Below are 25,196 nucleotides of genomic sequence, written 5' to 3'. Positions count from 1 at the left end.
TGCTCTTTCTCCTTTCAATCTTATCGAATATTTACACAGTACTGTTTTTCTTCCATTAACCTTTTGATGGCATAGATTTGTTCCTTGTCAGCAGTTTCCAGCTCCAACTCGACTTTGGCATATCCTAAAGCAACACCTTGGTTATCACGGCTATGGGTTACGGCAAGTACATTTGCACCTGCATCAGCAATCAATTGCAGCAATGTCCACAATGTCCCCGGTTTATCGGAAATCATCGTATCAAAAAAGACTTTACGACCAGACTTCACCATACCTTTATTGATAATGCGTGTCATAGTATTGACATCAATATTGCCACCGCTGATTACGGCTGCAATCTTACGCCCTTTATATTGAGAAAGGCGATGTAAGACAGCGGCAATGGCTGCAGCGCCCGCCCCTTCTGCTATGGTTTTGATCCTTTCCAGCAGCAGCAGAATGGCTCCTGCTATTTCTTCCTCGTCTACCGTAACGATATCATCAACGAAATGTTTAACAATGTCAAAATTCAAATTCCCTGGAGTCTTAACTGCAATTCCATCTGCGATCGTTGGAATTTTATCAATGGTGACAATACACTTCCTGGAGATTGCTTCGGCCATACAGGGCATATTCTTAGTCTGCACCCCGATGATTTTGATTGAAGGCTTTAGATTCTTTAAAGCAACTGCCATACCAGAGATTAAACCACCGCCGCCAATTGGCACCACCACCACTTCTACCTCAGGCAAATCTTCTAAAAGCTCCAAAGCGATCGTTCCCTGACCTGCAATCACCATGGGATCATCAAAAGGATGAACAAAGGTAGAATTCTCTTCTGCCTGAATACATCTAGCCTTTGCATAGGCTTCGTCATAAACATCTCCATGAAGAACGACTTTTGCTCCATATCCCCGAGTGGCATTGACCTTCGATAACGGCGCATGTTTAGGCATCACAATGGTGGAAGAAATGCCAAAGGTGGTGGCTGCAAGAGCTACCCCCTGAGCATGGTTACCTGCAGATGATGCAATCACTCCTTTACTCTTTTCTTTTTCACTTAGATTCGCTATTTTGTTATAGGCCCCCCGCAGTTTAAAAGAACCTGTTCGCTGCAGGTTTTCCATTTTGAGATACACATGATTGCCGCTCATCTCACTCACCGTATTGGTATACGCCAATCCTGTCCTGCAAATCACACCCGCAAGGGTTTTTCTGGCCTTTTCTACATCCTCTAAGGAAACAGGCATTGTATCACATCCTTATTGTCGGCAGTATCCAACCACTTCGATTTCTACTAATGCTTCTTTTGGTAAACTGGCTACTGCCACACAGGAGCGAGCCGGCAAATTTTTAGTAAAATAGGTTCCGTATACCTGATTGACAACCGAAAAATCCTCCATTTTCAAAATATAAATGGTGGTTTTTATAACATTGTCGAGGTCAGACCCACCAGCTTGTAACACATGCTTTACATTCTCCATAACCTGCTTGGTTTGCGCTTCAATACCTCCTTCTATCAGATTGCCTGTCTGAGGATCAATCGGAATTTGTCCGGAAGCAAACAGAAAATCCCCCACCTTTACGGCTTGTGAATACGCACCAATTGCTTCTGGAGCCTTCGATGTTCTGATTATTTCTTTCATATGTATTCCTCCCATCTTTTTCCTTGTACCTTATAATCAACAGATCTCTCTTAACGAAATCCGGACAGGTATCAAAATGCTTATCCTGCAGCAATATCTATTTCATTGCCATATATCGATAAATTGTACTTTCAGATGTTTTTAAAATGGCAGCAGCCTTTGTTATGGCCCCTTTGATCTTAAAGATTCCATTTTCACGCAGTTCCTGCACAATAGCACTCTTCTCCTCAGGTGACATTCTGTCCACTGCAATATTGTATTTGGCAATTAACTTATGAATCCCATTATCTACCACATGATCTAAAGAAGTACTTAATGATTCCGTTATTTCTGCATTGTCATTTATTTGAACTGCATTGCCAAACAATGTCTTTAAAGGAAATTCACCTAGAATTTTATGCCCCTGGTTATCAGAGGCATTTAAGATATTAACACAAAGCATGCCTATCAAACTTCCTGCTTCATCTTTAATATAATAAGTGGATGAGATTAAATTTTCTCCCCTGTCATTGCGACTTCGATAATTGACAAAAGCGTTATGCTGTAAATACGTTTTATTCTCTAGCAGCTTGAAACCTAAATCCGTTAAAGGACATCCCAAAGAACGACCGCTTATATATCCATTTCGAATTGCAATCACAGAGTTTTCAACATCAACGATATCATGTAAAAGTACTTCACAATTCGGTCCAATAATATCGGCAATAAAATCAACTAAGGGTATATATAATTCCAGCAGCTTTTTGTACTTCATATAATCTCCTTCTTTTCTGAATTATCTACTCTATATTTTTAAAGTTCGCTGTTTTGTAATAATTTCCTTTTATGGTAATAATTTTTTATCACCTATTTTTTTACAAAATTCGAGTATTACTTATATCCAATGCAAATACATCGTCTTCAGGCAGAGAAAAACGACTAGCCAAAAAATAACTAGTCGTTTTTCGTATCTCTATGGTGTATTTGTCTTAGCGATTATGCCAATATCATCCCAATTTGACCATTTGTAATATTGATCAATCCATACACTTAACTTTTTTAACCTTAGCTCTTTCATCGTGTTTGACCCATAGCAACTTCGCCTTCCTTAACTGCCGTTTCCACCTCCACGGGATGCAAGACATTCTGGTAGCCGACAGTCAGATCCAGGAAACCGTTGCCTTCTTTTATTTTTTTATAGCCTAACGTACTGGTCCGTTTGCAAAGCTGGGCATAAATCTCCGCTTCCGTAAGGGTGCGTTCAAAATCCTTTTCGCATTGATTGATGATCAGGGCCGCGGCCCCAGCAACATGGGGTGTGGCCATAGAGGTTCCGGAAAGAACGGCATAACGGTTGTCAGGATAGGTTGAAACAATCTCCACTCCCGGAGCAACCACATCAATCTCTTTATTCATCGTACTAAAGGCTGCCAGCTTTTTGCTCAGATCCACAGCTCCCACACCGACTACCTCGTTATACCCGCCGGGAAACTGTCTTTCAACCTGTCCCGTATTGCCAGCGGCGCAGACCACCAGCACCCCGCTATCCGTCGCCCGGACAATGGCGTCATGTAAGGCTGAATCATCTGTTTCCCCCCCCAATGACATAGAGAGGATACGTACTTTCTCCCCTTCAGACCCCTGCCACTGGAGAGCATAGTCAATAGCACTGATCAGATTTTGATAACCTCCGTTTCCGCTGCTGTCAAGCACCTTAAGAATCAGCAAATCTACCTGGGGAGCCATACCGACAACACCCTGGCTGTTCTCGGCAGCAGCAATAGTTCCCGCCACATGGGTACCATGCCCATTACTATCGCCAAACTGATCTGGGTCCCCATTATCGTCAGTTGTAAAGTTGCGCCCGCCAATAATACGGTCTTTCAAATCGGGATGATCCACTTGGCAGCCCGTATCCAAAATTGCAACTACCACCCCTTTGCCCCGCTTACTTGGCTCCCAAACTTCTGGTGCTTTCATTAATTGAATACCATCGGGTATTTTTTCCGCATTGTCTAAGATTTCTTTCACCTCAAAGGGTAGAAGCTTCATTTCATGCATGTTGATTCCTCCCCGCATCTTTGCCTAATTTATTATTGATAATATTCCTATGCACTACGTTCAGATTAGATTCATATTTGTCCATAAAGAAGGATAGGAAGAAAAACGCCTGCGCAGTAGTCCAAGGTTATTTCTTTTCTTCACCAGCAACAGCTTCCGAAGCAGCCTTACGCGCTCGCTGAGCCAAGTAGCATACCCAGCCCAGCAAACGACTTGGCAACGGCAGCTTGGAGCTCTACACCCGCGCCCACCATTGGATTTGGGGCAACGATTGTCGCCGAATTTAAGTTGGCATCCGCACCAAAGTTGCCCATCTGACTTGCACTAAAGTCTTTAGCAGGCGAAGGAGTAAGGGCAACTAGTAAGGGTGCTTCGAACATCAAGCTTTGACCTTGAAGACTTCCGGAATAATTAGTCCTGGATGTAAACCTGGTCTCCGGCACTCCGTATGTAAGCATTTCGTTAACGAAAATAAAAGAAGCCACCTGTGACACCGTCCCAAGAGGCTTCTTATTCCATGCAGACAATTTGTCTGCACAAAAGAATGCAAAAAATGCATCGAAATCCCCTCCCCATCTCTCGCAGGTAAAACGGTGATCGTTATACAGGCGGTTCTCCTGGCTTAGGATCATTGCGCCTCCAAACCTTCCCAGAACCATTCGTTCCAGTGGCATTTCTTGGATTTGCTCCCCATTACAGTGGCGGGACCGCGCCGGTCTTTAACCGGCTTTTCTATGAAGCCCTTACGGGCACCTGTACCTATATTTAGTTTTTCTAATTGTTTTTTTAAAGGAATTTCAAATAATTCCATTTATTCCATTATAATCCTATTTTAAAAAATATACAACACTATCTTTATGAGATAAAAAAACTTAATCAGACATTTTTTTGCGAAGAAAGTTTCACCTATTTTCTACACTTTCAGATAGCAATATCTTAGCTTGCCGCGTCGCCCACTTGATTTCGTTAGCCGTTACAGCGACTTCAAGTAACCCATGCAGATAGTAACTGCCTGTAAGCCTTGGCTGCCATTGTTCAATTGCCTTAGTAAGGTTTTCCCAGTACTCTTCACTGATTTCTTCTGGAGTGGTAATGCCTCCATCAACAATGACAGACCGAACCTTTCCATTCACTCGAACCACTATTGTGCAGCCACTTTCTAATATATTCAAAATAGCTTTGAATTCATCGCTAACAGGCGGAGCCTCTGACTTCATCCTTCGCTCCAATCGGATAGGCAAAAGATCAAAAATGCGATTCCCCTTTTTTATGATAGACTCATTGTAATCGATTAGTTTCTCTGCCAAAGAAATCCACTCTCTTGGCTCTGATGATTCCGTGACCACTTTTCGCTCACTTCTTAGCAAGTCTAACAGCTGTCTTGCTTCCTTATTCAGTTTGTAAACTCTCTTTTTTTGTTCCGTATGGACATGAAGCTCTCTGCTGTCATCGAGACCGACATAATCCTGCACTGCACGGCAGAAATAGAGAACTGCAGCTTCATTGCTCTGGCTAAGCTTCTCTTTCAGTAGTTTGGTGTACCTCGGCGGCCATAACAATACGTTTACAAGCATGGCCGAGCCCAAACCAATGAATATAACTCCTGATCTAGCAAGAGCATGTATCATAAACTCTTCCGTACTGGAACTTAAAACAAAGAGTGCAGCAACAATCCCCATGGTTATGCCGCTATGCAATTTTAATTTTATGTATATTGGTATGAGCAAAATAACGATAAAACCTGCTGAAAACGGATTGACACCAAGAAAATAGCCAAAAAGAAAGCCAGCTACAACACCAATAATATGGACAAAGATTTGATCCCGCGCTGCCCTTAATGTTAAGAAAATAGATGGCTGTATATTTATCACAGCAGAAACAGCGCCAAAGAAGGCGGGTTCCAAACCAAGCAACTTACAGATATACATTGTTATGGCAACGGCTATACCCGTTTTAATTACTCGTGCTCCAATTCTCATCTTTTCATCTCCCAGTCATAAAATCCTAATCTTGTTTTATTATTAGTAATGCATTTTTACCGATCAATCCACACATTGCATAATAATATCTTCCCCTGCAGTTACTTCCTCTGCAGGAGTTATGTGGATCTCTTTTCCTCCAGTAATGTTAATCCTTACAATACTCTCTGCATGATCGCTAGGATAACCTAGGGATAGAATCTTCTGTCCAACAGTAATCTCTTGTCCCTCACTGACCAGAAACTGTAATGCAGCGTTTAAAGCCGGGGTTTCTAATTCTACCTGAATCATCAATTGATAATGTGGCTCAATCATCATCAGTAGTGATACTGGATTTGAACATACTTGTGTCACTCTGCCGGCAGCAGGGGCAAGACAAATATCATCCCCTGTAGCAATTGCTACAGTATAACGATTCTGGGATTCTACTTCCTCTTGGATCAGTCTGCCACTTACCGGCGCATTAATTCGTACATCCTGCTTAGGAGTCGGAACATCTGCTTCTGTCAGTTGCTCATCAACTGATTTTTTCCCAATCATCTTGGAAATTTCTTCTTTTAAACCGTCGGACTGAGTTCCAAAGATAAATTGAAAATTAGTACCCATTTCCATGATTCCGACTGCACCTAAAGCTGGAAAATCCTGTTTTTTCACTGACTCTCGTTGTTTTACAGAAACTCGCAGTCTGGAAATACATGCATCCAAAGCCTTAATATTATCTGCTCCACCCAATGCTTTCACTATGTTATATGCCCTACGAGAAGTATCTAACTCATGATCAGCAAGAGGTACATCTTCCCGTCCCGGTGTTTTTAATTGAAAATGATTTATCGCCAGATGAAATACAATAAAATAGAGCGCACCAATACTGATTCCAACCGGCCATATCCATAACTGGTTGTGCCCATATTTATAAGATAGTAAATAATCAATAAAAGATGCTGAAAAGGTAAATCCCAAATGAATATCCAGCCAACTGGTCATAAGCCCGGAAACACCAGCCATTAGCACATGAAACACAAATAAAGATGGCGCAACAAAAATAAATGCAAATTCTATGGGTTCTGTAATCCCTGTCAAAAAAGAAGTTAAAGCGCCACTAATCATCAATCCCGCAATAGCCTTTCGCCGTTCCGGTTTAGCATTATAGTATATCGCAAAAGCTGCTGCTGGCAGACCGAACATCATAATCGGAAACTCACTGGCCATAAATATACCTGCCGCTGGATCACCTGCAAAATAACGATTAAAATCTCCGCGAATCAAAGTACCATCAGGGGTAATAAAGTGCCCAAATTCATATAAAAAAGCAGGATAGTATACATGATGCAGACCGATCGGTATTAACAAACGTTTTCCCGCAGCAAACAATGCTGGACCTATACTAGAGTTTACTGCAAAATGACCAATTCCATCAATTCCTAATTGGATTACAGGCCAGACAACCTGTATTAGTAAAGCCATCACCACTCCTGCTACAGCAGTAATAATCGGCACAAAACGCTTTCCCGCAAAAAATCCTAACACATGGGGCAACCTCATCTGATGAAACTGCCTATATAAGACAGCTGCAATCAGCCCCATAGCAATACCAGAAAAAACGCCCATATCAATACTCGGATTTACAGACTTTAATACTGCCAGAAAAATCAAATGACCAATCACAGCCGCCAAAGCGGCAACCGCTTGCCCATGGGAGAAACCAATCGCCACTCCTACTGCAAATAATAATGGTAAATTAGCGAATACTGCCATACCAGCATCCCGTACTGCAGGCATATTAAGTAAATCCTTTTCTCCAAACCGGAATAAAAGTCCGGCTGCCGGCAAAACAGATACAGGCAGCATTAAAGATTGTCCGATTTGCTGAAGGTATCGGAATATATCTTTCACCTGATCCACCCCTTTTTACAACAGTACCATAGCATGAAAAACGCTACCACTGTTTTACAAAATTCATTCATCTACTATCTAACATAAAGGCACCAGAAACTTCTGGTGCCTTTTCGTTAAACAAATACCTACGTTACTTTATTGTACTTTAATATTCATACGTTCTCCACGTTTTACAGTTTTCCCTTCTTCTACCACAATCAACTTACCGGCTAAATTAGTAAAAACAATAGGGGTAATCATAGAAGGTACCTTATCTTTTATTGCTTTCAAATCTGCTTTAAAGAGGCTTTGGCCTGCTTTGATACGATCTCCTTGGTTGACAAACAAAGTAAATCCTTCTCCTTTTAGATGTACCGTATCAATGCCAAAATGCACAATCATTTCTAAGCCGCTGTCTGCGGTAATCCCAACAGCATGTTTACTTTCCAGCACACTCGTTACGACCCCGTTAACAGGTGATACAATCTCACCATTACTAGGCTCAATAGCAAAGCCATCACCTACTATTTTCTGTGAAAACACTTGATCTGGCACTTGTGTGATAGCAATAATCTTTCCATCTAATGGAGCAAGAAAAGAATTGATGGAATCGCTTATTGCACTAGTTGCTGCCTGTTGCTTTATCTCCTCAGGAATAATAGTAGCATTAATTACCCCTTTTCCTGCTATAATATCCTGCATTTGTGTTTTTAGTATATCCGATTTAGGTCCAAAAATAATTTGCAGATTATCACCTATTACCATAACACCTGACGCACCAAGTGTTTTGAGTCTATCTTTATTAACCTCACTACTGTTTTTCACACTGACACGTAAGCGAGTAATGCAAGCATCTAGATGAGTAAGATTATTTTTACCACCTAACGCCTGTAAAACATCTGCTGCTAAACTAGAAGCTGGAGCATTGTATACTTCTTCTGTTCCTGTATCGTCTTCCCGCCCTGGAGTTTTTAAATTCCAAGTGCGGATAGCAAAGCGGAATCCGAAATAATAGATGACTGAAAATGCCAAACCTACAGGAATTACTAACCACCAATCCGTACGATTGGGAATAACGCCAAACAATAAATAATCAATTACACCGCCAGAAAAGGTCATACCGATTTTTACATTCAGAATCTGCATCAGCATAAAGGATAAACCAGCAAAAATCGTATGAATACCAAATAGTACTGGCGCAACGAACAAGAAGGAAAATTCAATGGGTTCAGTGATACCTGTTAAAAAGGATGTGAGGGCCGCCGAAAGCATAATACCGCCAATTGCCGCTTTCTTTTCTGGTTTTGCCTCATGATAAATGGCAAGGGCTGCAGCTGGCAGACCAAACATCATAAATGGGAACTTCCCAGTCATAAATGTACCAGCGGTAAAGGCAACACCGTCTTTGAGCTGAGCAAAGAATATACTTTGATCACCGTTAACAATTTGTCCGCTTTTACTTACATACTCACCAAACTGATACCAAAAAGGATTATAGAAAATATGATGAAGACCAAAAGGAATCAAGGCACGTTCAATAATACCGAAAACAAAGGCAGCAAGTACCTTATTAGAATCAATCATATTACGTGAAAACATGGTCAATCCTAACTGAATCGGCGGCCAAACAAAAGTCATAACCACACCTAAAACAAGGGCCGCAACCGCTGTTACAATCGGTACAAAACGTTTACCTGCAAAGAAACCAAGATAAGACGGCAATTCAATATTATAAAATCGTTTGTATACTTGTGCTGCTAATATACCCACAATGATACCGCCAAATACACCGGTTTGCAACGTAGGAATTCCGAGTACACTGCTATAGGCAGGATTGCCAGCAATCATGTCCGGAGTAATCCCTGTTACTATCCCCATAGTAACATTCATGATTAAAAAACCAACAATTGCCGCAAGCCCGGCAACACCTTCACCACCAGATAATCCAACTGCCACACCTACTGCAAACAGCAATGAAAGATTACCGAAAATAATACCACCGGCCTGTTCCATAATTTGCGCCATAGCATGAATGACGTGATTATCAAGAAAAGGCATAATACTAATCGCCGCTGGATTTTGAAAAGCATTACCAAAAGCTAATAAGAGACCTGCTGCTGGTAATAAGGCTACTGGCAGCATTAAGGCTTTCCCTACCTGTTGTAATATACCAAAGGATTTTTTTATCATTATAATTCCCCTCTCATTTTATCAATTTATTATAAAATCTAGTCTGCCCCGATTTCCTTTCGGATCACCTCCTTAAATGGATAATAAGAAAAAAATCTATGGATTATTTAAAACATACAAAACATATTCGAATTTTGTATTTTCCCACCTGAAGACATATCCTTTCTTCTATAATAAAAAAGCATGAGTCATTATGAGGATAGATCTCCTCATTAACAACTCATGCCTGCTTTACCAGTAACACGTATATACTTATTTAATTATCAATGATGCTTACCGCGAATACGCTCCAAATGAATTGTTAAATATCCGATTTCAGCATCTGGAACTTTTACTTGCAATTCCATTTCTATAATATCACCTACTTGCCTAGCAAGCTCATAGGATCTGGTAAAATCTTTTTTTAAATGCTCCATAAATGGGTTCTCAATCGCAGTATTAGTTACCACTCGGTGAATACTACTCTGTAAATGTGTAAGTAACCTTGTATAATTAAGACCGCTATTTTCCTGCAAAGGCCCTATTTGAATTTCAATATGCTGAATGACCTTACTAATAACTTGGGAGTGCTTTAAACTCTCACCAACTGACCTATTGTGCCTAGCCGCATGCAGATGCAAGGCAATAAAACCAATTTCCTCCCGGGGAATCGTTATACTTAATTTTTCAGCAATCAACTTAGCGCCTTGTGTCGCCACATAAAACTCGTCTGGATACATGACTTCAATTTCAGAGATAAAGGGATTTTTGATCTCCATGCCTTGCGACAGGCGAATTAATGTAAAATTAATATGATCTGTCAGTGCCACATAGACGCGAGGATGCAGTGCCTGGCCAAGCTGTGTCTTGGCTAACTCAATAATATCTTCTGCAACTTGTATCACTGCTGGTTCCACCTGCTCGATTAAACTTAAGGCCTGCTGCTCTGCCACACCTTCGGGAACGACATAAATTTTTTCATATTTCGGACTTTTTAACAGATCGCCTGCTTTACGTCCAAACCCCATTCCCTTACCGAGTAAAATAACATCTTGCCCAATCACGGTATTTGCTATAACTGCATTATTGCTTAAAATTCGTTGAACAGTAAATGGGCCCTCTATCGTTGCCAATTGCAACTCCCCCTGTCTTTTTAAAAGGGAATAGCCAGCAAGAAAATGATATTGGCATCCCAATTTCATTATTCTTACTGGCTAATGCCGTTACCGTAACACGCCACTCTTTATAGAAATTATATCACACCATATCTGGTCATGACAAGTAGAAATAATCAAAGGAACTGCTTAATTGAGTTAAGCTTTAGCAATTACACTTTGATTTATTCCTGCCAGCCATGTTATTTTCTGCGTTGATCTACCATCTAATGCTTTTGTTTTACTTTATTGGTGATCTGTCGGGGCATCTCAATCGCCTCCTTTTTCTATCACATTTGTTTATTTGACTCAAAAGAACCGTTTCTTAGCTTTTTTCAGATAAAGAATGAGAGAAAAATTTTACATTGGCAGTTGAATTCTAAACCTACGTAAGAATGTAATAAGTATATCATAATTAAAGGAGGAATTTAAAATGGATACTGTAATGCAAAGGAATGAAATGGTAATGAAATCAAACGTCAACTCTTACCCTATAGTGCTAGTACATGGATTTATGGGTTGGGGCAGAAACGAGGTACTGGGACTAAAATATTGGGGAGGGATAACTGACTATGAACAAGAGCTTTCCTCATATGGTTACACGGCTTATACTGCAACGGTAGGTCCTGTATCCAGCAATTGGGACAGAGCTTGTGAGTTGTATGCCTATATCAAGGGAGGAACGGTAGACTACGGTCACGCACATTCTACACAAAAGGGGCATAGCAGGTATGGAAGGACATATCCCGGTCTTTATCCTGAATGGGGCAATCTCACGACGGAAGGTAAAGTAAATAAAATTCATCTTGTGGCTCACAGCATGGGTGGTCAGACAGTACGCACCCTTGTTCAACTACTAAAGGAAGGCAGTGACGAGGAAAGAAATGCAACGTCATCCCAATTAAGTTCTCTCTTCGCAGGCGGTAAATCGTGGGTTCACAGTGTTACTACTATTGCTTCTACTCATGATGGTACCACACTTGCAGACGGAATCAATATTTTTGGAGATTTTGCTAAGAATTTAGTAGCTTCTCTAGCATCTTTTACCGGTGCAGGTGAAAAGCTTATCTATGATTTCAAACTTGATCAGTGGGGTTTGAATAAAAAGTCAGGGGAAAGCCTTACAGACTATACAAACAGGGTGTTTAACAGCACTATCTGGAATAGTACGGATGACCTTGCAAATTGGGATTTAAGTACTGATGGGGCTCGCGTGCTTAATCAATGGGTTAAGGCACAATCTGATGTATACTATTTTTCTTATTCTACCTGCGCAACTGTCCCTAGTATTCTAACGAACAATGAACTTCCCCATGTAATTTATATGACCCCGCTGCTATATCCATTTGGAAGATTCATAGGAAGTTATAGGCGTAATGATCAAGAGCGGGTTATTATTGATGATAGCTGGAAGCCCAATGATGGCGTAGTCAATACCATTTCGCAAAATGGTCCAAAAATCTGGTCTTCTGATAGAATAGTCAACTATAACGGAGTGCCACAAATAGGCAAGTGGAATTCCATGCCCTTGTTAGATACGATTGATCATATGGATGCGTGTGGTATTGGAACAAATGCATTAACTTTATCCTGGTATAAGGGTCTTGCTGAAAAACTAGGTCAGCTAATAATAAGTAATTAATGTAAAGCTCTTAATTGCCTACCTTGTCATGGCATGCAAATCTCTCCCGCTTTGGTTTTAGGGCCACTATATCACTTGTATTTCAATGAGTCAATGAACCGTCCCCCGACTCTTACCCCGACTCTTAAAATTACCTATTTTTACCTGAATAACGTAGTATCTTTTGCTCAATACTAAATATGTAATATCATAGAAGGGAGTGTTATTTTTGACACAATTAAATCAAGTGGAACTACAACATTTACGTCACATGATTGGTGGTCATGAAACTGTGGCCAACAAACTTGAAGCGTATGGTCAGCAGTGCAATGATGCACAGCTAAAGCAAATGTTTATACAAGATGCATCGGCAGCTAGAAGCTCCAAACAGAAACTCATATCATTTTTACAATAGGAGGAAGCGAATATGAATGATAAAGATATGTTAAATGATTATCTAGCAATGATAAAAGGCAGTTTAGCTACATACGCTAATGTCATCGCTGAAACAAGTGACTCTCAACTACGCTCAACTTTTCAGCAAATGAGAAACCAAGACGAGCAGAGGCAATATCAAATTGCGCAAACTGCTACGCAAAAAGGATATTACAAACCAGCTGCCCCTGCTCCGCAAAACGAAATACAGCAAGTAAAAGCTGAATTGACGAATCCAACAATGTAAGGAAAATAAATCACAACGATGGGTTGTGATTTCAGACCGTAGACAAAAAAGGTACTTTACTCTTGTCGTAAAGTACCTTTTTGATTGCGGTCTGAACAACAAACAGTTTGTTTGCTTCCAGCACTGTGCTTTTATGCTGATATTAGATTTGGTGGTCAGCTAAGTAACCTTTGTCGAAATTTTCTTTAGTAACTACATATTTACCAGCTTTTTGCCAGCAATACCAGGCTGCGTCATTTCCTCCGGAGATAAAATTATATCCATGGCATCTTTGCTTAGCAATTTTTTCGCTAAAATAAGTTCCCTTACCGGCCGTCCTGTTTTATAGGCTTCTTTAGCCAGCATGGATGAATTTTCATAACCAATGTGCGGCAATAGGGCGGTAATAATACCCACACTGCCCTCCAACCATTTCTCACATTGTTCTTTCTTAACATTAACACCTTGTACACACAGCTTATTGAAGGTATTAACTGCATTGGTTAAATAAGTAATAGAATTAAAAATGTTGAACGCCATAACTGGTTCCATGACATTTAATTCAAATTGACCGTTCTCAACACCCATGGTTACAGCTAGATCATTACCAATAACCTGATAGCAAGTTTGGTTAAGCACCTCGGGAATTACAGGATTTACTTTCCCAGGCATAATGGACGATCCTGGCTGACGCGCAGGTAAATCAAGCTCGTTAAGACCGCAGCGTGGTCCTGAAGCCATCAGGCGGAAATCATTGGCAATTTTAATCAAGGCAAGAGCGGTAGTTCTTAAAGCTCCTGAAACGTCAGAGAACACATCCGTATTATTCGTAGCATCAACTAAATTTTCAGCGGTAATAAAAGGCTCATGCGTAATTTCAGCCAACTGTCTGGCTACTTCACTAATATATTCAGGCTCAGCATTAAGCCCTGTACCGACCGCTGTAGCACCCATATTCACCGTTAACAAACGGCGCAAAACCTCTTCTACCCGTTGTGAGCCCCTGCGAACCGATGCGGCATAAGCGGCAAATTCTTGTCCTACTGTAATAGGCACTGCATCCTGCAAATGAGTTCGCCCCATTTTTAGAACATCCTTAAATTCTGCCCCCTTTTTCTCCAGAGCGGCAGCTAAATTATTAAGAGCATCTACAAGAGTGCGTCCTTTACGAATAGTACAAACCTTAATAGCTGTCGGAAATGCATCATTTGTAGATTGTGCCATATTGGTATGATTATTTGGTGAAATGCGATCATAATTTCCTTTTTTCTCACCAATTATCTCCAATGCCCGATTAGAAAGCACTTCATTCATATTCATATTTACTGAAGTACCAGCGCCGCCCTGAATAGGATCAACACAGAATTGGTCATGTAACTTACCGCTGATAATTTCATCAGCCGCCGTTACTATAGCGTCTCCAATAATTGTATCTAAACGACCTGTAGCCATATTGGCTTTTGCCGCCGCTTTCTTTACCATGGCCATAGAATCTATAAAATCTGAATCCAGTTTCTGACCTGTAATTTGAAAATTTTCCATCGCCCTCAGAGTTTGCACTCCATAATAGACATTATCCGGAACTTCTATTTCTCCTAAAAAGTCATGTTCTAAACGCATAATTTTCTCCCCCAAAATTTATTTAAATTTTTATTACTGCCTACTTAATAATTACCAGATGCCAATAACCTTCATCCACGGGATACCTATTCCCAGCCATATCACTAAGTGCACTATGGAAAGAACAAAGCCATGCCGCCACCACTCACTTTGCGTAATGTACCCTGACCCAAAGAAAATCGGCGACACTCCACAAGCGTAATGGGTGAGGGTTGAACAGGTATTAGCAAATACGCCTAATAAAATTGCTGTTAACAGTACTGGCGCACCAGCCGCCACAGCAACAATGGCAAAGGCACTAAATAGAGCCATAACATGTGCCGTATTACTGGCAAATCCATAGTGAACAAAAGTATAAACAATGCATACTAGCACAAGTACCATAACCCAGGAAATTCCGACTAATTGCGCCGCTACAAGTTTGGCAAACCAAGTGATCAATCCAAGTTTTGCTAAGTACGCTGCCATATTCACTAAAACACCCATCCAGATGAGTACATCCCAGGCCCCTTTTTCCCCTAACACATCATCCCAAGTAAGAACTCCTGTAACTAGCATGAAAGACAACCCTAACAGGGCAACAAAGGCCGAATCAACGCCGGTGATACTGCTGGTAGCCCAAAGAATCAGAGCACCGGTAAAAATCAGTAATAATATTTTTTCATTACGGCTCATAGAGCCCATAGAGATTAATTCCTGGTACGCCATTTCCTTGGCTTCCGGTGTATTTTTAAGTTCCGGCGGGTAGATCTTATATAAGATATAGGGTATCAAAATAGAACAAACGATCCCCGGTACGATACAAGCCATAAACCACTGGGTCCAAGTTATGGTTTGCCCAAAAAGTTCTTGGGTTAACTTCATAACGACTACATTATTTGATGCTCCTGTTAAAAATACAGAGGCCGAAATAATAACGCTATTGTAAGAACTAAAAATCAAAAATTTCCCAACTTTTCCAGCTGTAGGGCCTGGCTCTGACCCAAAAGCCGTACATAAACTACGGGCAATAGGATAAATAATTCCGCCCCCGCGTGCAGTATTAGACGGAGTAAAGGGGGCCACGATGAAGTCGGTGGCAGCCATAGTATAAGCCAGCTTAAGAGTACTATCACCAAACTTGCTCATAAGGAGATAAGCAATCCGACGCCCAAGACCAGTTTTAATAAATCCTTTGGCAAACATAAATGCTGCTACGATAAGCCAGATTACGGTGTTGCTAAATCCTTCTAATGCTTGCCCCGGTTTAAGGACACCAGTAATTACCACAGTAGTCAATCCAATTATGGATGCTGTACCAATAGCTACCGGCTGCAAAATGAACGCTGCAATAGTAGCTGTAAATACTGCCAACAAATGCCACGCATCCGGCTTTACTCCTTCCGGAATTGGCGCAAACCAAATTACTAAACCAATTAGAATACAAATTATTCCTCTAACGATTTTATTCACCCATATACACCTCTCTTTATCAGATTTTCATAAAACAAAACATATAGTTGCTAAACAACTTCATTCTAACGACCTTAATCGACACAATGTAAAAATAAGTAATCATATATAATAGAATATTTAGTTAATATTCTGTATACATGTAAAGTCCTTTATCGCTCCTACTATCTCTCTTCTCCTTTCCAGCGAAAGCCTTTCGCCACACTATATTGGACTTCCGTTTTAACCTTCATTATTTTTTATCAATAATATATTTCGTGTATATTGTATCATGTATACATTATACAATCAATATGCAAATGCAAAATCATTAGAATTTTTTGTTTTTTTGTAGGATTATCAGATAAATGAGTGTACCGTAAAAAGACATCTTATTTATGATGTTTTCATCTCCTCAAGCATTCAGTAACTCAATAGATACTTAAAAACAAAAAAGCCACGAAATTCGTGGCTTCAAAAATATTCCGATTTATTTGGTGGAGGCAAGGCTATGAAGATATATCAGCTAAATTATTAATCTAATCAAAAAACTACTTTCAAGCTCAGGCATTTCATTCTCATTATATCTGATAATCATATACAGGCTTATTGCATCTTACCGCTTTTCCTGCTTTTGTATCCATCAGTTCTCCTTTAGCAAGAGCTAATTTGCCATTGAGAAAGACGTAATCAATTCCTTCAGGATGGGCATTAGGCTGTCCAAAGACCGCTTTATCGGTAATGTTCTTGATATCAAATACTACGATGTCTGCGTCCATGCCTTTTCTTAAACGGCCTTTTGAAGTGAAGCCGAGAGTTTCTGCTGGCAGCAAGGTAGCTTTACGAACTGCTTCCATAATATTTAATTCATACCGCTCTGTAACCATCTTTTTAAAATAGCGAGGAAAACTGCCAGCAATTTGTGGATGCCCCTCTCCAGGCAGATAGGTACCCGTATCGGTAGAAGGCATGGCATAAGGATGGTTTAGCGCCATATAGATTTCTTCTTCAATTCCGGTAAAAACAACAACTGCTGTATGGGGATGATGAGTCCGAAGCTCATGATATATATCCATAGTTAAGCGCTGACCATTATATTTACCTGTTATGACTAGGATATCATCGAGCTTCCATCCATTGGTTTCCATATATTCTTCATTAAAGAGAACTGCGCCAATATGGGTTGCCCACTGGGTATACATACCGCTGTCAAACCGTATATCTAATCCTTCGAATCTTGCTCTGTTGATTACGGAAAGGGCCTCTTCCATAACTCCCGTTCCATATTGGTATACAAAATGAGATACTTGGATACGAGCACCGGTTTGGCGGGCAATGGCGATGACTTCCACTAAGGAATACATATCGATGCCGGTAATCATCCGCGTATCTACGGCTACAATCCTGCCGTACCTGGCAGCAATCTTGCTCAGATTCATAATCTCATCATTCGAGCTGCCGGGTGCATAAGCCAGTCCCAAAGATAGACCACATGCCCCTTCTTCAAAAGCCTTCTCTACCAAATATTCCATTTGCCTTAATTGTTCAGGTGTAGCAGGTTTCAACGGATCTGTGGCCCCAACTTCTTCCCGCAGGCTAATTGAATGACCAATTAATTCTGCTTGATTGACGATAAAGCCTTGCTTTTCTTGAGCGGCAAAAAAAGAGTTCATGTCTAATGGGCTTAAACCGCAATTCCCGCCGACAGTGGTGGTGATTCCCTGTCTTAAGGAAAGCTCTCCGCAATAATCATCCCAATCTACATGTCCATGTATGTCAATGAAGCCAGGGCATACCATTTTGCCCTCCACATCAAACTCTTGAAGTCCTTGGATGTCATCTTTTGTAATCATCTCTATTTTTCCATTTACGATTCCGATATTCCCCCGGAACCGAGTAAGGGTTTCTGGGTCAATTAAAATCCCATTTGTAATCACTATGTCAAAAATAGTTCTTCAACCGCCTCTCATGTGGATCTGTTTCAACGTATAACGAGTATGCTCTAATCTTAGAATATCTTGATTATATAGAAATAGCAATAAGGTTACAAATTAAAATTTGCAACCTTATTGCACCGTGAGGAAAGAAGAATTCAATATTCGCTATTGTTTTTCCTTAATTATATGGCTTAAACCGTTTTAGCCTGAGTGCATTCATGACTACGGATACAGAGCTAAATGCCATAGCTGCGCCAGCTACTACAGGTGATAAATAGCCTGCAACCGCCACTGGAATGCCTAATGAGTTATAGATGAGTGCCCAGAAGAGATTTTGTTTAATATTGGTCATTGTCGCCTTACTTAGCTTAATAGCAGCAACAATTCCACTCAAATCTCCCCGCATCAGTGTAATGTCCGCTGCCTCGATTGCTACGTCAGTACCTGTTCCAATGGCAAATCCAACATCAGCAATCACTAAAGCCGGAGCATCATTAATGCCGTCACCTACCATGGCTACTACCTTGCCTTCTTTTCTTAAGGATTCTACTTTTTGCGCTTTATGTTCCGGCAGAACTTCAAACATCACATGTTCAATGCCGACTTGCGCAGCAATGGTGCGAGCCGTACGTTCATTATCACCAGTGATCATCCACACTTCCAGCCCTAATGCCTTAAGCTCAGACACTGCTTTTGCAGAATGTTCCTTTACAGTATCAGCTACAGCTAGCAGTCCTAACATTTCTTTGTCTGAAGACATCAGCATAACTGTTTTTCCCTGCTCTTCCAGTCCCTCAATCTGGGAGATGAGAGCATCGATAGCAATACCATTTTCCCGCATTAATTTTCGCGTACCCACCAAGATTCTTTTTCCTTCAATCACTGCTTCTACCCCATATCCAGGAATGGCAGTGAAAGAATCCGGATCAGTAGCAGCGCTTCCCTGAGCCTGACCAAATTTAACAATGGCTTGGGCCAAGGGATGTTCTGATTTTTTTTCTGCTCGCACCGCCAAGGCTAACAGTTCTTTTTTTCCTAGATCTGTCAAGGGAATAATATCCGTTACATCGGGCTCTCCCTTTGTAATCGTGCCGGTTTTATCTAACACAATGGAAGTCAGCTTATGGGCATTTTCCAAGTGCTCAGCGCCTTTAATCAGAATGCCATTCTCAGCGCCTTTACCCGTTCCTACCATAATCGAGGTAGGCGTAGCCAATCCCAATGCACATGGACAAGCAATGACCAATACAGCAGTACAATTAATCAAAGCACGAGAAAAATTACCTGGGTCCATGACAAAATACCATCCTAAGAAGGTCAGTATGGCAATACCGATGATCGTAGGTACAAAAAAGCCTGAAACCACATCGGCAAAACGTTGAATCGGCGCTTTCGATCCTTGTGCCTCTTCTACAATACGTACAATTTGGGCAAGGGCTGTATCTTTTCCCACCTTAGTGGCCTTAAAGGTAAAGGTACCAAATTTATTAATGGTTGCACCAACGACTGTATCATCGACTTTTTTATCAACAGGAAGGCTTTCACCAGTCAGCATGGATTCATCAACTGCGGAATTTCCCTCCATAATAATGCCATCTACAGGAATTTTTTCACCAGGTCGCACGACGACAAGGTCGCCGACTACTACGGCTTCGATCATAACATCCATCTCTTCGCCATTTCGGATGACACGAGCCGTTTTCGCTTGCAGGCCCATAAGTGCTTTTATGGCTTCCGAAGTGTGTCCCTTAGCTCTTGCTTCCAGCAGCTTTCCTAAGATGATGAGGGTAATCAAAATAGCAGAGGTTTCAAAATACAATTCGGATATACCGCGCACTATATTAGCGATACTATAAAAATATGCAGCGGACGTTCCTAGAGCTACCAATACATCCATATTCGAACTGCCATTGCGCAAAGCAGAATAAGCACCGCGATAGAACTGAAGCCCAGCCACAAACTGTACGGGTGTGGCTAAAGCCAATTGCAAATATGGATTGTGCAAGAAATCTGTAAGACCTCCCATAATGCCTAGAACATGTAGAGTCATGCCTAGTAATAAAGGAAACGAAAGCACTGCGGATATAATCAGTCGTTTTTTTTGATGATTAAATTCGGTCTCTTTTGCTGTATCCTCCTGATTGGGATTACGATCCGTTAAATCATGAGCTTTAAAACCTAATGCATCTACTTTGGCTTTCATCTGTTCGATGGTTATTTCCCTAGGATCATACTCTACCGTCGCTTTTTCAGCAGCCAGGTTAACAACAGCACCGTAGATACCTGGCAATTTATTTAGCCCTTTTTCAATGCGATTGGCACAAGTAGCACAACTCATACCTGTAATTTTAAAATTCGCTTTATCTTTAATCACTTGGTAACCAAGTTTTTCGATCTTTTCTCCAATCTCTTTCACACTAACCTGTGCCGGATCATAAGACACAGTAGCTTTCTCAGCAGCGAAATTCACCACTGCTTTATTTACACCAGCTAGCTTTGTTAACCCTTTCTCGATCCGGCTTGCGCAGACAGCACAAGTCATACCGCCAATCTTAAAGGTACCTGATTGTAAATCAGCACTTGCCTGATTTTCTTTCAAAACCGTCATGATTTATCCACATCCTTTTAAAGCAACTCGCTTTTATCTCATGCATACCCATCACATACTATACCCCTCTAGGGTATATATACATTATAGAACTATATTTTGTTCTGGTCAATATTATTAGCCAATTTCATTTCTTTCATGTATGATGCTTTTATGTATAGCAAAATAGACGTTTTGAAACACAAAGAGCCGCTTACGCGGACACAAAGGACACAAAGGCGTAGAATAAACACGTCTCTGCGTGCTTTGTGCATCTTTGTGTCCTCTGCGTTTAACGTTCTTCTTATAGAAACTTATACTTTCTAGTATATCTAAGAATATCCTGTTTGTATCACTAATGTTCATTGTGCCTCTTCTAGCTCTACCGGCAGTAGTATTTCAAATACACTTCCTTCTCCTAATTCACTGCTTACTGCTACCTTGCCACCATGAATCTCTACCAGCTGCTTAACAACGGCCAGCCCTAGACCTGATCCACCACTTTTTCGATCCCGGGATTTGTCCCCCCGGTAAAAATGGTCAAAGAGGTATGGTATATCTTCCTGATCAATCCCCGGACCTTTGTCTGCTACAGATATTTTAATCCATGATCGCCCCGCTTCTTCACTCTTCTCGGTAATGATTTTTACAGAGCCCTTAATGGGAGAATAGCGAATGGCATTCACAAAAATATTATAAAAAACTTGACTAATCCGATCTGCATCTGCTTCGATTTCGGGAAGGTCTTGTGCAAGTGAACAGGAAACAGAGATATCCTTTTCGTCAGATAAAGGTTTTAGCATATACACTGAGCGACTAATAATTTGATTAATATCAATTCTGCTTTTTTCCATCGCTAATTGGCGAACTTCTGCCAGGGACAAATCCCGCAGATCTGTAATCAGGCGATTTAAGCGAATCGCTTCTTCATGCAAAGAAGCAAGCTGTTCTTTGCTGGGATCGATCACTCCATCCACCATCCCCTCCAAGTGTCCCTGAATAATAGACAGTGGAGTACGAAGCTCATGGGCAATATTAGCCAAAAACTGCCTCCGAAGATTCGTATTGATTGTCAACGTCTCAGCCATCCGATTAAAAATAGCGGCCAAATGTCCGACTTCATCTTTGGTTTCAATCGGTACTTTCTGATTAAAATTACCTTGTTCAATTTGCTCAGCAGCACTACTCAAATTTCGCAAGGGTATAGTAATACTGCGAGCCAGAGCATAACTCGCCACCAGGCCCGCCACTAAAACGGCCATCCCAACCCAAATAAGAGACTGGTGAACAGAGGCCAAAAACGTCTCTTCCAAAGACCCCATGACCATCATCATTGGATTTGTCGTATGCCCCGTCATACCGTGCTGACTGGCTTCCATCTGTTGAACAATTAGATATTCTGTAAATTGCTCAGTCATTTGCAAATTCATCAGATAGATCAGCAAAAATACGGTTAGCGCCACTGCCAGAAACATGAGTCCTGTAATGCGATAGGTAATGCTATTCATTGGTTTCACTGGCAAATTTATAGCCAATCCCGTATATTGTCTGTATATACTGAGGTTCCTTCGGATTGATTTCAACTTTCCGCCGCAAATTCTTAATATGGGCATCAATCGTGCGCTCATACCCTTCAAAAGTATGCCCCTGGGTTTGTTCAACAATTTGCAATCGACTATAAACTCTGCCAGCATTAGCAGCTAGTAATTCTAAAATTTTAAACTCTGTTGGCGTCAGTTCCAAGACTAAACCAGCCTTCGTAACCTGATGGCGCTCCAAATCAATCATCAGTTTTCCCGCTATAATGAGCCCGCTGCGCACAACTTCTTTATTGGTACGGCGTAAAATGGCTTTTGCTCGCGCTACCACCTCTTTGGGACTAAATGGCTTCGTCACATAATCATCAGCACCAATTTCAAGTCCCACTAAGCGATCCCGTTCTTCATCACGAGCAGTAAGCATGAGAATCGGAATATCATTATCCTTACGAATTCTCCGACAAACGTCCAAACCATCAAGACCGGGCAACATCAAATCTAATATCATAATGTCCGGCTTTTGCTCTCGTACTACCTGCAAAGCATCCAACCCGTTCGTTGCAGAGTAAACAAGACAGCCCTCTTTTTCAAAATAGGTTTGCAGCAGCTTTACTAGTTTTACGTCATCATCTACAATTAATACTGCATATTGGATCACAATATCTCTCCTTTCATACACTCTTAGTATCTTGCCTCTGTACGAAATGGTTTTTGCGAATAATGGACACAGACCTCCCATTGCAGAAGACTGTGTCCATTATTCATTCCTATCAAAATTCCATCATATGAGCAATAGCCATAAAGGAGGTTGCCCATGCTCCCCACCTTAGAAAGGTTAATATACTTTTTTGCCAAGGCGTATATTCAGATGATTCATTTTCTATATCTTCTGGAGATCGTTTCTCTTGCATATATTTTCCCTCCAACCCGTTCATAAATTCCGAATTTATATTATTGTATCATATCTTTGTGAATAACTTATGAAGATCCCTTGAAAACACTCCTTTTCTCGATATTCTTATTCCATTATTGTTATTTAGTAAATTGTTTCAACAGCTGCATTAATTCTTCAATACTTTGCTCTGCACGATTATCTTTGATTGCTGTAACCATACAGCTTTTTGCATGACTTTCCATAATAATGAGTGATACCTTATTTAAAGCAGCTCGAGCCGCCAATATTTGCTGAACCACATCTACACAGTACCGTCCATCATCCAACATTTTATCGATACCATTGATCTGCCCTGCAATTTTTTTTAACCGTAATTTTAATTCACTTTTTTCTTTATCCGTTAACACAAAATTCACTCCCTCTACTACTATACCCCCCTACCGCACTTAATTATAGAACGGTATGCTTAATCTCGTCAATATTATGGACTCATTACAGTAACAACTATTTTACTAGTGTACCTTTAAAAGTAAAAAATATGAGAGTAAGAAAGGCACTAGCCTTGTCCTAGAAAATAGACGTTTTGAAACACAAAGAGCAATAAATTTCACATGATAACGATATTGAATATCATTATCATTAATGTTATACTATAAAGGTCAAGTTTTAAGAACGTATTCAGGAAAGACTAAAATTCGATAGAATAGGAGCATGGTAAATGGCAACAAGAAGAGAACCAAGGTTTAAATTATGCAGAAGATTAGGTGTTAATATTTTTGGTCACCCTAAAGCAATGAATAAAGCAACAAGAGACAATAGCCGATCCGGCAGAAAATTATCAAATTACGGGATTCAGCTTTTGGAAAAACAAAAAATCAAAGCCTATTATGGACTTTTTGAAAAACAGTTTGTACGTTATGTTGATAAAGCGATGAAAAGCAAGGAAATCACAGGTACTGCCTTATTAAAAGCATTGGAGTGCAGATTAGACAATCTCGTATATCGAATTGGTTTTGCCAGTTCCATTCGGCAGGCCCGGCAACTAGTCAGTCATGGTCATATCCTCGTTAATGGACAGAAGGTGAATATCCCATCCTATGGAGTACCAGTTGACAGTGTTATCTCTTTAAGTGTCAAACAGCGGACAAATGAAATGATCGTTTCTAACTTCTTGGAACTTCAAAGTTTTGCATCACCTTATATTGAGAAGAACCTGGAAGATTTTAGCGGAAAATTGATACGGCTGCCTAATAGAGAAGAAATTCCTATCGAAGTAAATGAAATTTACGCAATTGAATTCTATTCCAAATAAGAAAAAGATCAACACTAAATTGTGTGCTTGACAGTGATTATTTCTTATATAAGGGGTCAAAATAAATGTGCAAATACAATAATCATAATTATTGGGAAGGTGCTTTATTAAAGAAGAAAGATCTTTGGACGAACTACTTTACTGATTTGGCTTGTGCACAAGATGCTATTTTTATCAATACAGCGGTGATTGATTACTCTAGAGATACTATAGATAATAATTGGGCATGTTACCCCGATGCAAAGTCATTATTAGGATTTATCCAATATATCTATCTTCCAGTAGCTTTTTTCTATACGATCCATAAGGATAATCAAGATTTATTCATCCCCATATGTTCCAGCCACGCATTGATTAGGTCCATTACAGAATCGGATTCCCCTTATGTGGATATCATGAAAAATGCCATTGAAGAATTAAATACGTACTGGGATTTAGAAAATTCATTATGTATGAAAAAGATCAAAGAATTTTGTGCTAAATTTAATGCTTTCTGGAATAAAGACAGCTATATTTTACATATCGGAGTCTTTGAAAGCACATTTGAAATTGCAGAGTACTTAGTAAGTACAAGAGAATTTACCGAAGTGTTAGAGGAAGATATCGGCTTGACGATTAAGCAGCTTTATAATATGTGTGCGATTTTTTATACAGATACGTTTATTCAAAAAACCTTTGTAAAAATCTTGAACAATAAAATAGGATGTATCGTATAACAAGGACTGTTTAGCGCTTGCAAGAAGCCAAATGCT

At 40.4% G+C, this 25,196-nt stretch carries 22 protein-coding genes and 1 riboswitch; of the genes, 5 read left to right on the top strand and 17 right to left on the bottom strand.

Features of this window, described 5'->3' with window-relative positions:
- Nucleotides 1–20: 20 nt before the first annotated feature.
- The 9 genes from ilvA to LMF89_RS11075 form a co-directional block, all read right to left on the bottom strand.
- Nucleotides 21–1,229, bottom strand: a complete 1,209-nt coding sequence (gene ilvA / locus LMF89_RS11115; RefSeq protein WP_229535129.1) for a threonine ammonia-lyase — start codon at nucleotides 1,227–1,229, stop codon at nucleotides 21–23.
- Nucleotides 1,230–1,241: 12 nt separating this feature from the next.
- Nucleotides 1,242–1,625 carry a RidA family protein gene (locus LMF89_RS11110; RefSeq protein WP_229535128.1) on the bottom strand — a complete coding sequence of 128 codons (384 nt, stop codon included), beginning with the start codon at nucleotides 1,623–1,625 and terminating at the stop codon, nucleotides 1,242–1,244.
- Between the two features lie 97 nt (nucleotides 1,626–1,722).
- On the bottom strand, nucleotides 1,723–2,379 hold the full coding sequence (locus tag LMF89_RS11105; RefSeq protein ID WP_229535127.1) for a helix-turn-helix transcriptional regulator: 657 nt from the start codon (nucleotides 2,377–2,379) through the stop codon (nucleotides 1,723–1,725).
- A 299-nt stretch (nucleotides 2,380–2,678) separates the two neighbouring features.
- On the bottom strand, nucleotides 2,679–3,665 hold the full coding sequence (locus tag LMF89_RS11100; RefSeq protein ID WP_229535126.1) for a S8 family peptidase: 987 nt from the start codon (nucleotides 3,663–3,665) through the stop codon (nucleotides 2,679–2,681).
- Nucleotides 3,666–3,832: 167 nt separating this feature from the next.
- On the bottom strand, nucleotides 3,833–4,297 hold the full coding sequence (locus LMF89_RS11095; protein ID WP_229535125.1) for a hypothetical protein: 465 nt from the start codon (nucleotides 4,295–4,297) through the stop codon (nucleotides 3,833–3,835).
- Nucleotides 4,256–4,437, bottom strand: a riboswitch (cobalamin riboswitch). (Overlaps the previous gene by 42 nt.)
- Nucleotides 4,438–4,567: 130 nt before the next feature.
- A complete protein-coding gene (locus tag LMF89_RS11090; RefSeq protein WP_229535124.1) occupies nucleotides 4,568–5,644 on the bottom strand; it encodes an FUSC family protein in 1,077 nt (358 codons plus the stop codon).
- A 63-nt stretch (nucleotides 5,645–5,707) separates the two neighbouring features.
- Nucleotides 5,708–7,537: a PTS transporter subunit EIIC gene (locus tag LMF89_RS11085; protein WP_229535123.1), complete on the bottom strand. Its 1,830-nt coding sequence runs from the start codon at nucleotides 7,535–7,537 to the stop codon at nucleotides 5,708–5,710.
- 138 nt (nucleotides 7,538–7,675) lie between these two features.
- Nucleotides 7,676–9,709, bottom strand: a complete 2,034-nt coding sequence (ptsG, locus tag LMF89_RS11080; RefSeq protein ID WP_229535122.1) for a glucose-specific PTS transporter subunit IIBC — start codon at nucleotides 9,707–9,709, stop codon at nucleotides 7,676–7,678.
- A 263-nt stretch (nucleotides 9,710–9,972) separates the two neighbouring features.
- A complete protein-coding gene (locus LMF89_RS11075) occupies nucleotides 9,973–10,821 on the bottom strand; it encodes a PRD domain-containing protein (protein WP_229535121.1) in 849 nt (282 codons plus the stop codon).
- Nucleotides 10,822–11,275: 454 nt separating this feature from the next.
- On the opposite strand from LMF89_RS11075, the gene LMF89_RS11070 reads away from it, so the two are divergent.
- The 3 genes from LMF89_RS11070 (at nucleotide 11,276) to LMF89_RS11060 (ending at nucleotide 13,145) form a co-directional block, all read left to right on the top strand.
- Nucleotides 11,276–12,484: an esterase/lipase family protein gene (locus LMF89_RS11070; protein ID WP_229535120.1), complete on the top strand. Its 1,209-nt coding sequence runs from the start codon at nucleotides 11,276–11,278 to the stop codon at nucleotides 12,482–12,484.
- 208 nt (nucleotides 12,485–12,692) lie between these two features.
- A complete protein-coding gene (locus LMF89_RS11065) occupies nucleotides 12,693–12,878 on the top strand; it encodes a hypothetical protein (RefSeq protein WP_229535119.1) in 186 nt (61 codons plus the stop codon).
- A gap of 12 nt (nucleotides 12,879–12,890) precedes the next feature.
- Nucleotides 12,891–13,145: a spore coat protein gene (locus LMF89_RS11060; RefSeq protein ID WP_007956126.1), complete on the top strand. Its 255-nt coding sequence runs from the start codon at nucleotides 12,891–12,893 to the stop codon at nucleotides 13,143–13,145.
- A gap of 192 nt (nucleotides 13,146–13,337) precedes the next feature.
- Here LMF89_RS11060 and LMF89_RS11055 read toward each other — a convergent pair whose 3' ends face one another.
- The 8 genes from LMF89_RS11055 to LMF89_RS11020 all read right to left on the bottom strand — a co-directional run bounded on the left by LMF89_RS11055 (nucleotide 13,338) and on the right by LMF89_RS11020 (nucleotide 23,539).
- The gene (locus LMF89_RS11055) at nucleotides 13,338–14,744 is read right to left on the bottom strand and encodes an aspartate ammonia-lyase (protein WP_229535118.1); all 1,407 of its coding nucleotides are present in this window, start codon (nucleotides 14,742–14,744) and stop codon (nucleotides 13,338–13,340) included.
- Between the two features lie 51 nt (nucleotides 14,745–14,795).
- Nucleotides 14,796–16,196 carry a DASS family sodium-coupled anion symporter gene (locus tag LMF89_RS11050; protein ID WP_229535117.1) on the bottom strand — a complete coding sequence of 467 codons (1,401 nt, stop codon included), beginning with the start codon at nucleotides 16,194–16,196 and terminating at the stop codon, nucleotides 14,796–14,798.
- Between the two features lie 560 nt (nucleotides 16,197–16,756).
- Nucleotides 16,757–18,028, bottom strand: coding sequence for an amidohydrolase family protein (locus LMF89_RS11045; RefSeq protein ID WP_229535116.1), 1,272 nt, complete (start codon nucleotides 18,026–18,028; stop codon nucleotides 16,757–16,759).
- Between the two features lie 262 nt (nucleotides 18,029–18,290).
- On the bottom strand, nucleotides 18,291–20,720 hold the full coding sequence (locus LMF89_RS11040; protein ID WP_229535115.1) for a heavy metal translocating P-type ATPase: 2,430 nt from the start codon (nucleotides 20,718–20,720) through the stop codon (nucleotides 18,291–18,293).
- 341 nt (nucleotides 20,721–21,061) lie between these two features.
- The gene (locus LMF89_RS11035; RefSeq protein WP_229535170.1) at nucleotides 21,062–22,207 is read right to left on the bottom strand and encodes a sensor histidine kinase; all 1,146 of its coding nucleotides are present in this window, start codon (nucleotides 22,205–22,207) and stop codon (nucleotides 21,062–21,064) included.
- Complete coding sequence (locus LMF89_RS11030; RefSeq protein WP_229535114.1) at nucleotides 22,200–22,895, bottom strand: response regulator transcription factor; 696 nt, start codon at nucleotides 22,893–22,895, stop codon at nucleotides 22,200–22,202. Before LMF89_RS11030 ends, LMF89_RS11035 begins: the two co-directional genes overlap by 8 nt.
- A gap of 112 nt (nucleotides 22,896–23,007) precedes the next feature.
- Entirely contained in the window at nucleotides 23,008–23,148 is a 141-nt protein-coding gene (locus LMF89_RS11025; protein ID WP_007960758.1) for a hypothetical protein, read from the bottom strand.
- A 121-nt stretch (nucleotides 23,149–23,269) separates the two neighbouring features.
- Entirely contained in the window at nucleotides 23,270–23,539 is a 270-nt protein-coding gene (locus tag LMF89_RS11020) for a metal-sensitive transcriptional regulator (RefSeq protein WP_229535113.1), read from the bottom strand.
- 311 nt (nucleotides 23,540–23,850) lie between these two features.
- Here LMF89_RS11020 and rpsD point away from each other — a divergent pair, with 311 nt between their 5' ends.
- A complete protein-coding gene (gene rpsD, locus LMF89_RS11015; RefSeq protein WP_229535112.1) occupies nucleotides 23,851–24,444 on the top strand; it encodes a 30S ribosomal protein S4 in 594 nt (197 codons plus the stop codon).
- A 65-nt stretch (nucleotides 24,445–24,509) separates the two neighbouring features.
- Nucleotides 24,510–25,160, top strand: a complete 651-nt coding sequence (locus tag LMF89_RS11010; protein WP_229535111.1) for a hypothetical protein — start codon at nucleotides 24,510–24,512, stop codon at nucleotides 25,158–25,160.
- Nucleotides 25,161–25,196: the final 36 nt, after the last annotated feature.

The organism is Pelosinus baikalensis (genome assembly GCF_020819555.1).
Classification (GTDB): Bacteria; Bacillota; Negativicutes; order DSM-13327; family DSM-13327; genus Pelosinus; species Pelosinus baikalensis.
The sequence above is the reverse complement of the archived record's forward strand: the minus strand, read 5'-3'. Positions and strand labels throughout refer to the sequence as shown.

Coding starts and splice junctions, on each gene's coding strand:
- LMF89_RS11110 (WP_229535128.1), bottom strand. CDS start 1,625: ATGAAAGAAATAATCAGAACATCGAAGGCTCCAGAAGCAATTGGTGCG.
- LMF89_RS11025 (WP_007960758.1), bottom strand. CDS start 23,148: ATGCAAGAGAAACGATCTCCAGAAGATATAGAAAATGAATCATCTGAA.
- ilvA (WP_229535129.1), bottom strand. CDS start 1,229: ATGCCTGTTTCCTTAGAGGATGTAGAAAAGGCCAGAAAAACCCTTGCG.
- rpsD (WP_229535112.1), top strand. CDS start 23,851: ATGGCAACAAGAAGAGAACCAAGGTTTAAATTATGCAGAAGATTAGGT.
- LMF89_RS11090 (WP_229535124.1), bottom strand. CDS start 5,644: ATGAGAATTGGAGCACGAGTAATTAAAACGGGTATAGCCGTTGCCATA.
- LMF89_RS11055 (WP_229535118.1), bottom strand. CDS start 14,744: ATGCGTTTAGAACATGACTTTTTAGGAGAAATAGAAGTTCCGGATAAT.
- LMF89_RS11060 (WP_007956126.1), top strand. CDS start 12,891: ATGAATGATAAAGATATGTTAAATGATTATCTAGCAATGATAAAAGGC.
- LMF89_RS11105 (WP_229535127.1), bottom strand. CDS start 2,379: ATGAAGTACAAAAAGCTGCTGGAATTATATATACCCTTAGTTGATTTT.
- LMF89_RS11045 (WP_229535116.1), bottom strand. CDS start 18,028: ATGATTACAAAAGATGACATCCAAGGACTTCAAGAGTTTGATGTGGAG.
- LMF89_RS11100 (WP_229535126.1), bottom strand. CDS start 3,665: ATGCATGAAATGAAGCTTCTACCCTTTGAGGTGAAAGAAATCTTAGAC.
- LMF89_RS11070 (WP_229535120.1), top strand. CDS start 11,276: ATGGATACTGTAATGCAAAGGAATGAAATGGTAATGAAATCAAACGTC.
- LMF89_RS11095 (WP_229535125.1), bottom strand. CDS start 4,297: ATGATCCTAAGCCAGGAGAACCGCCTGTATAACGATCACCGTTTTACC.
- LMF89_RS11035 (WP_229535170.1), bottom strand. CDS start 22,207: ATGAATAGCATTACCTATCGCATTACAGGACTCATGTTTCTGGCAGTG.
- ptsG (WP_229535122.1), bottom strand. CDS start 9,709: ATGATAAAAAAATCCTTTGGTATATTACAACAGGTAGGGAAAGCCTTA.
- LMF89_RS11040 (WP_229535115.1), bottom strand. CDS start 20,720: ATGACGGTTTTGAAAGAAAATCAGGCAAGTGCTGATTTACAATCAGGT.
- LMF89_RS11010 (WP_229535111.1), top strand. CDS start 24,510: ATGTGCAAATACAATAATCATAATTATTGGGAAGGTGCTTTATTAAAG.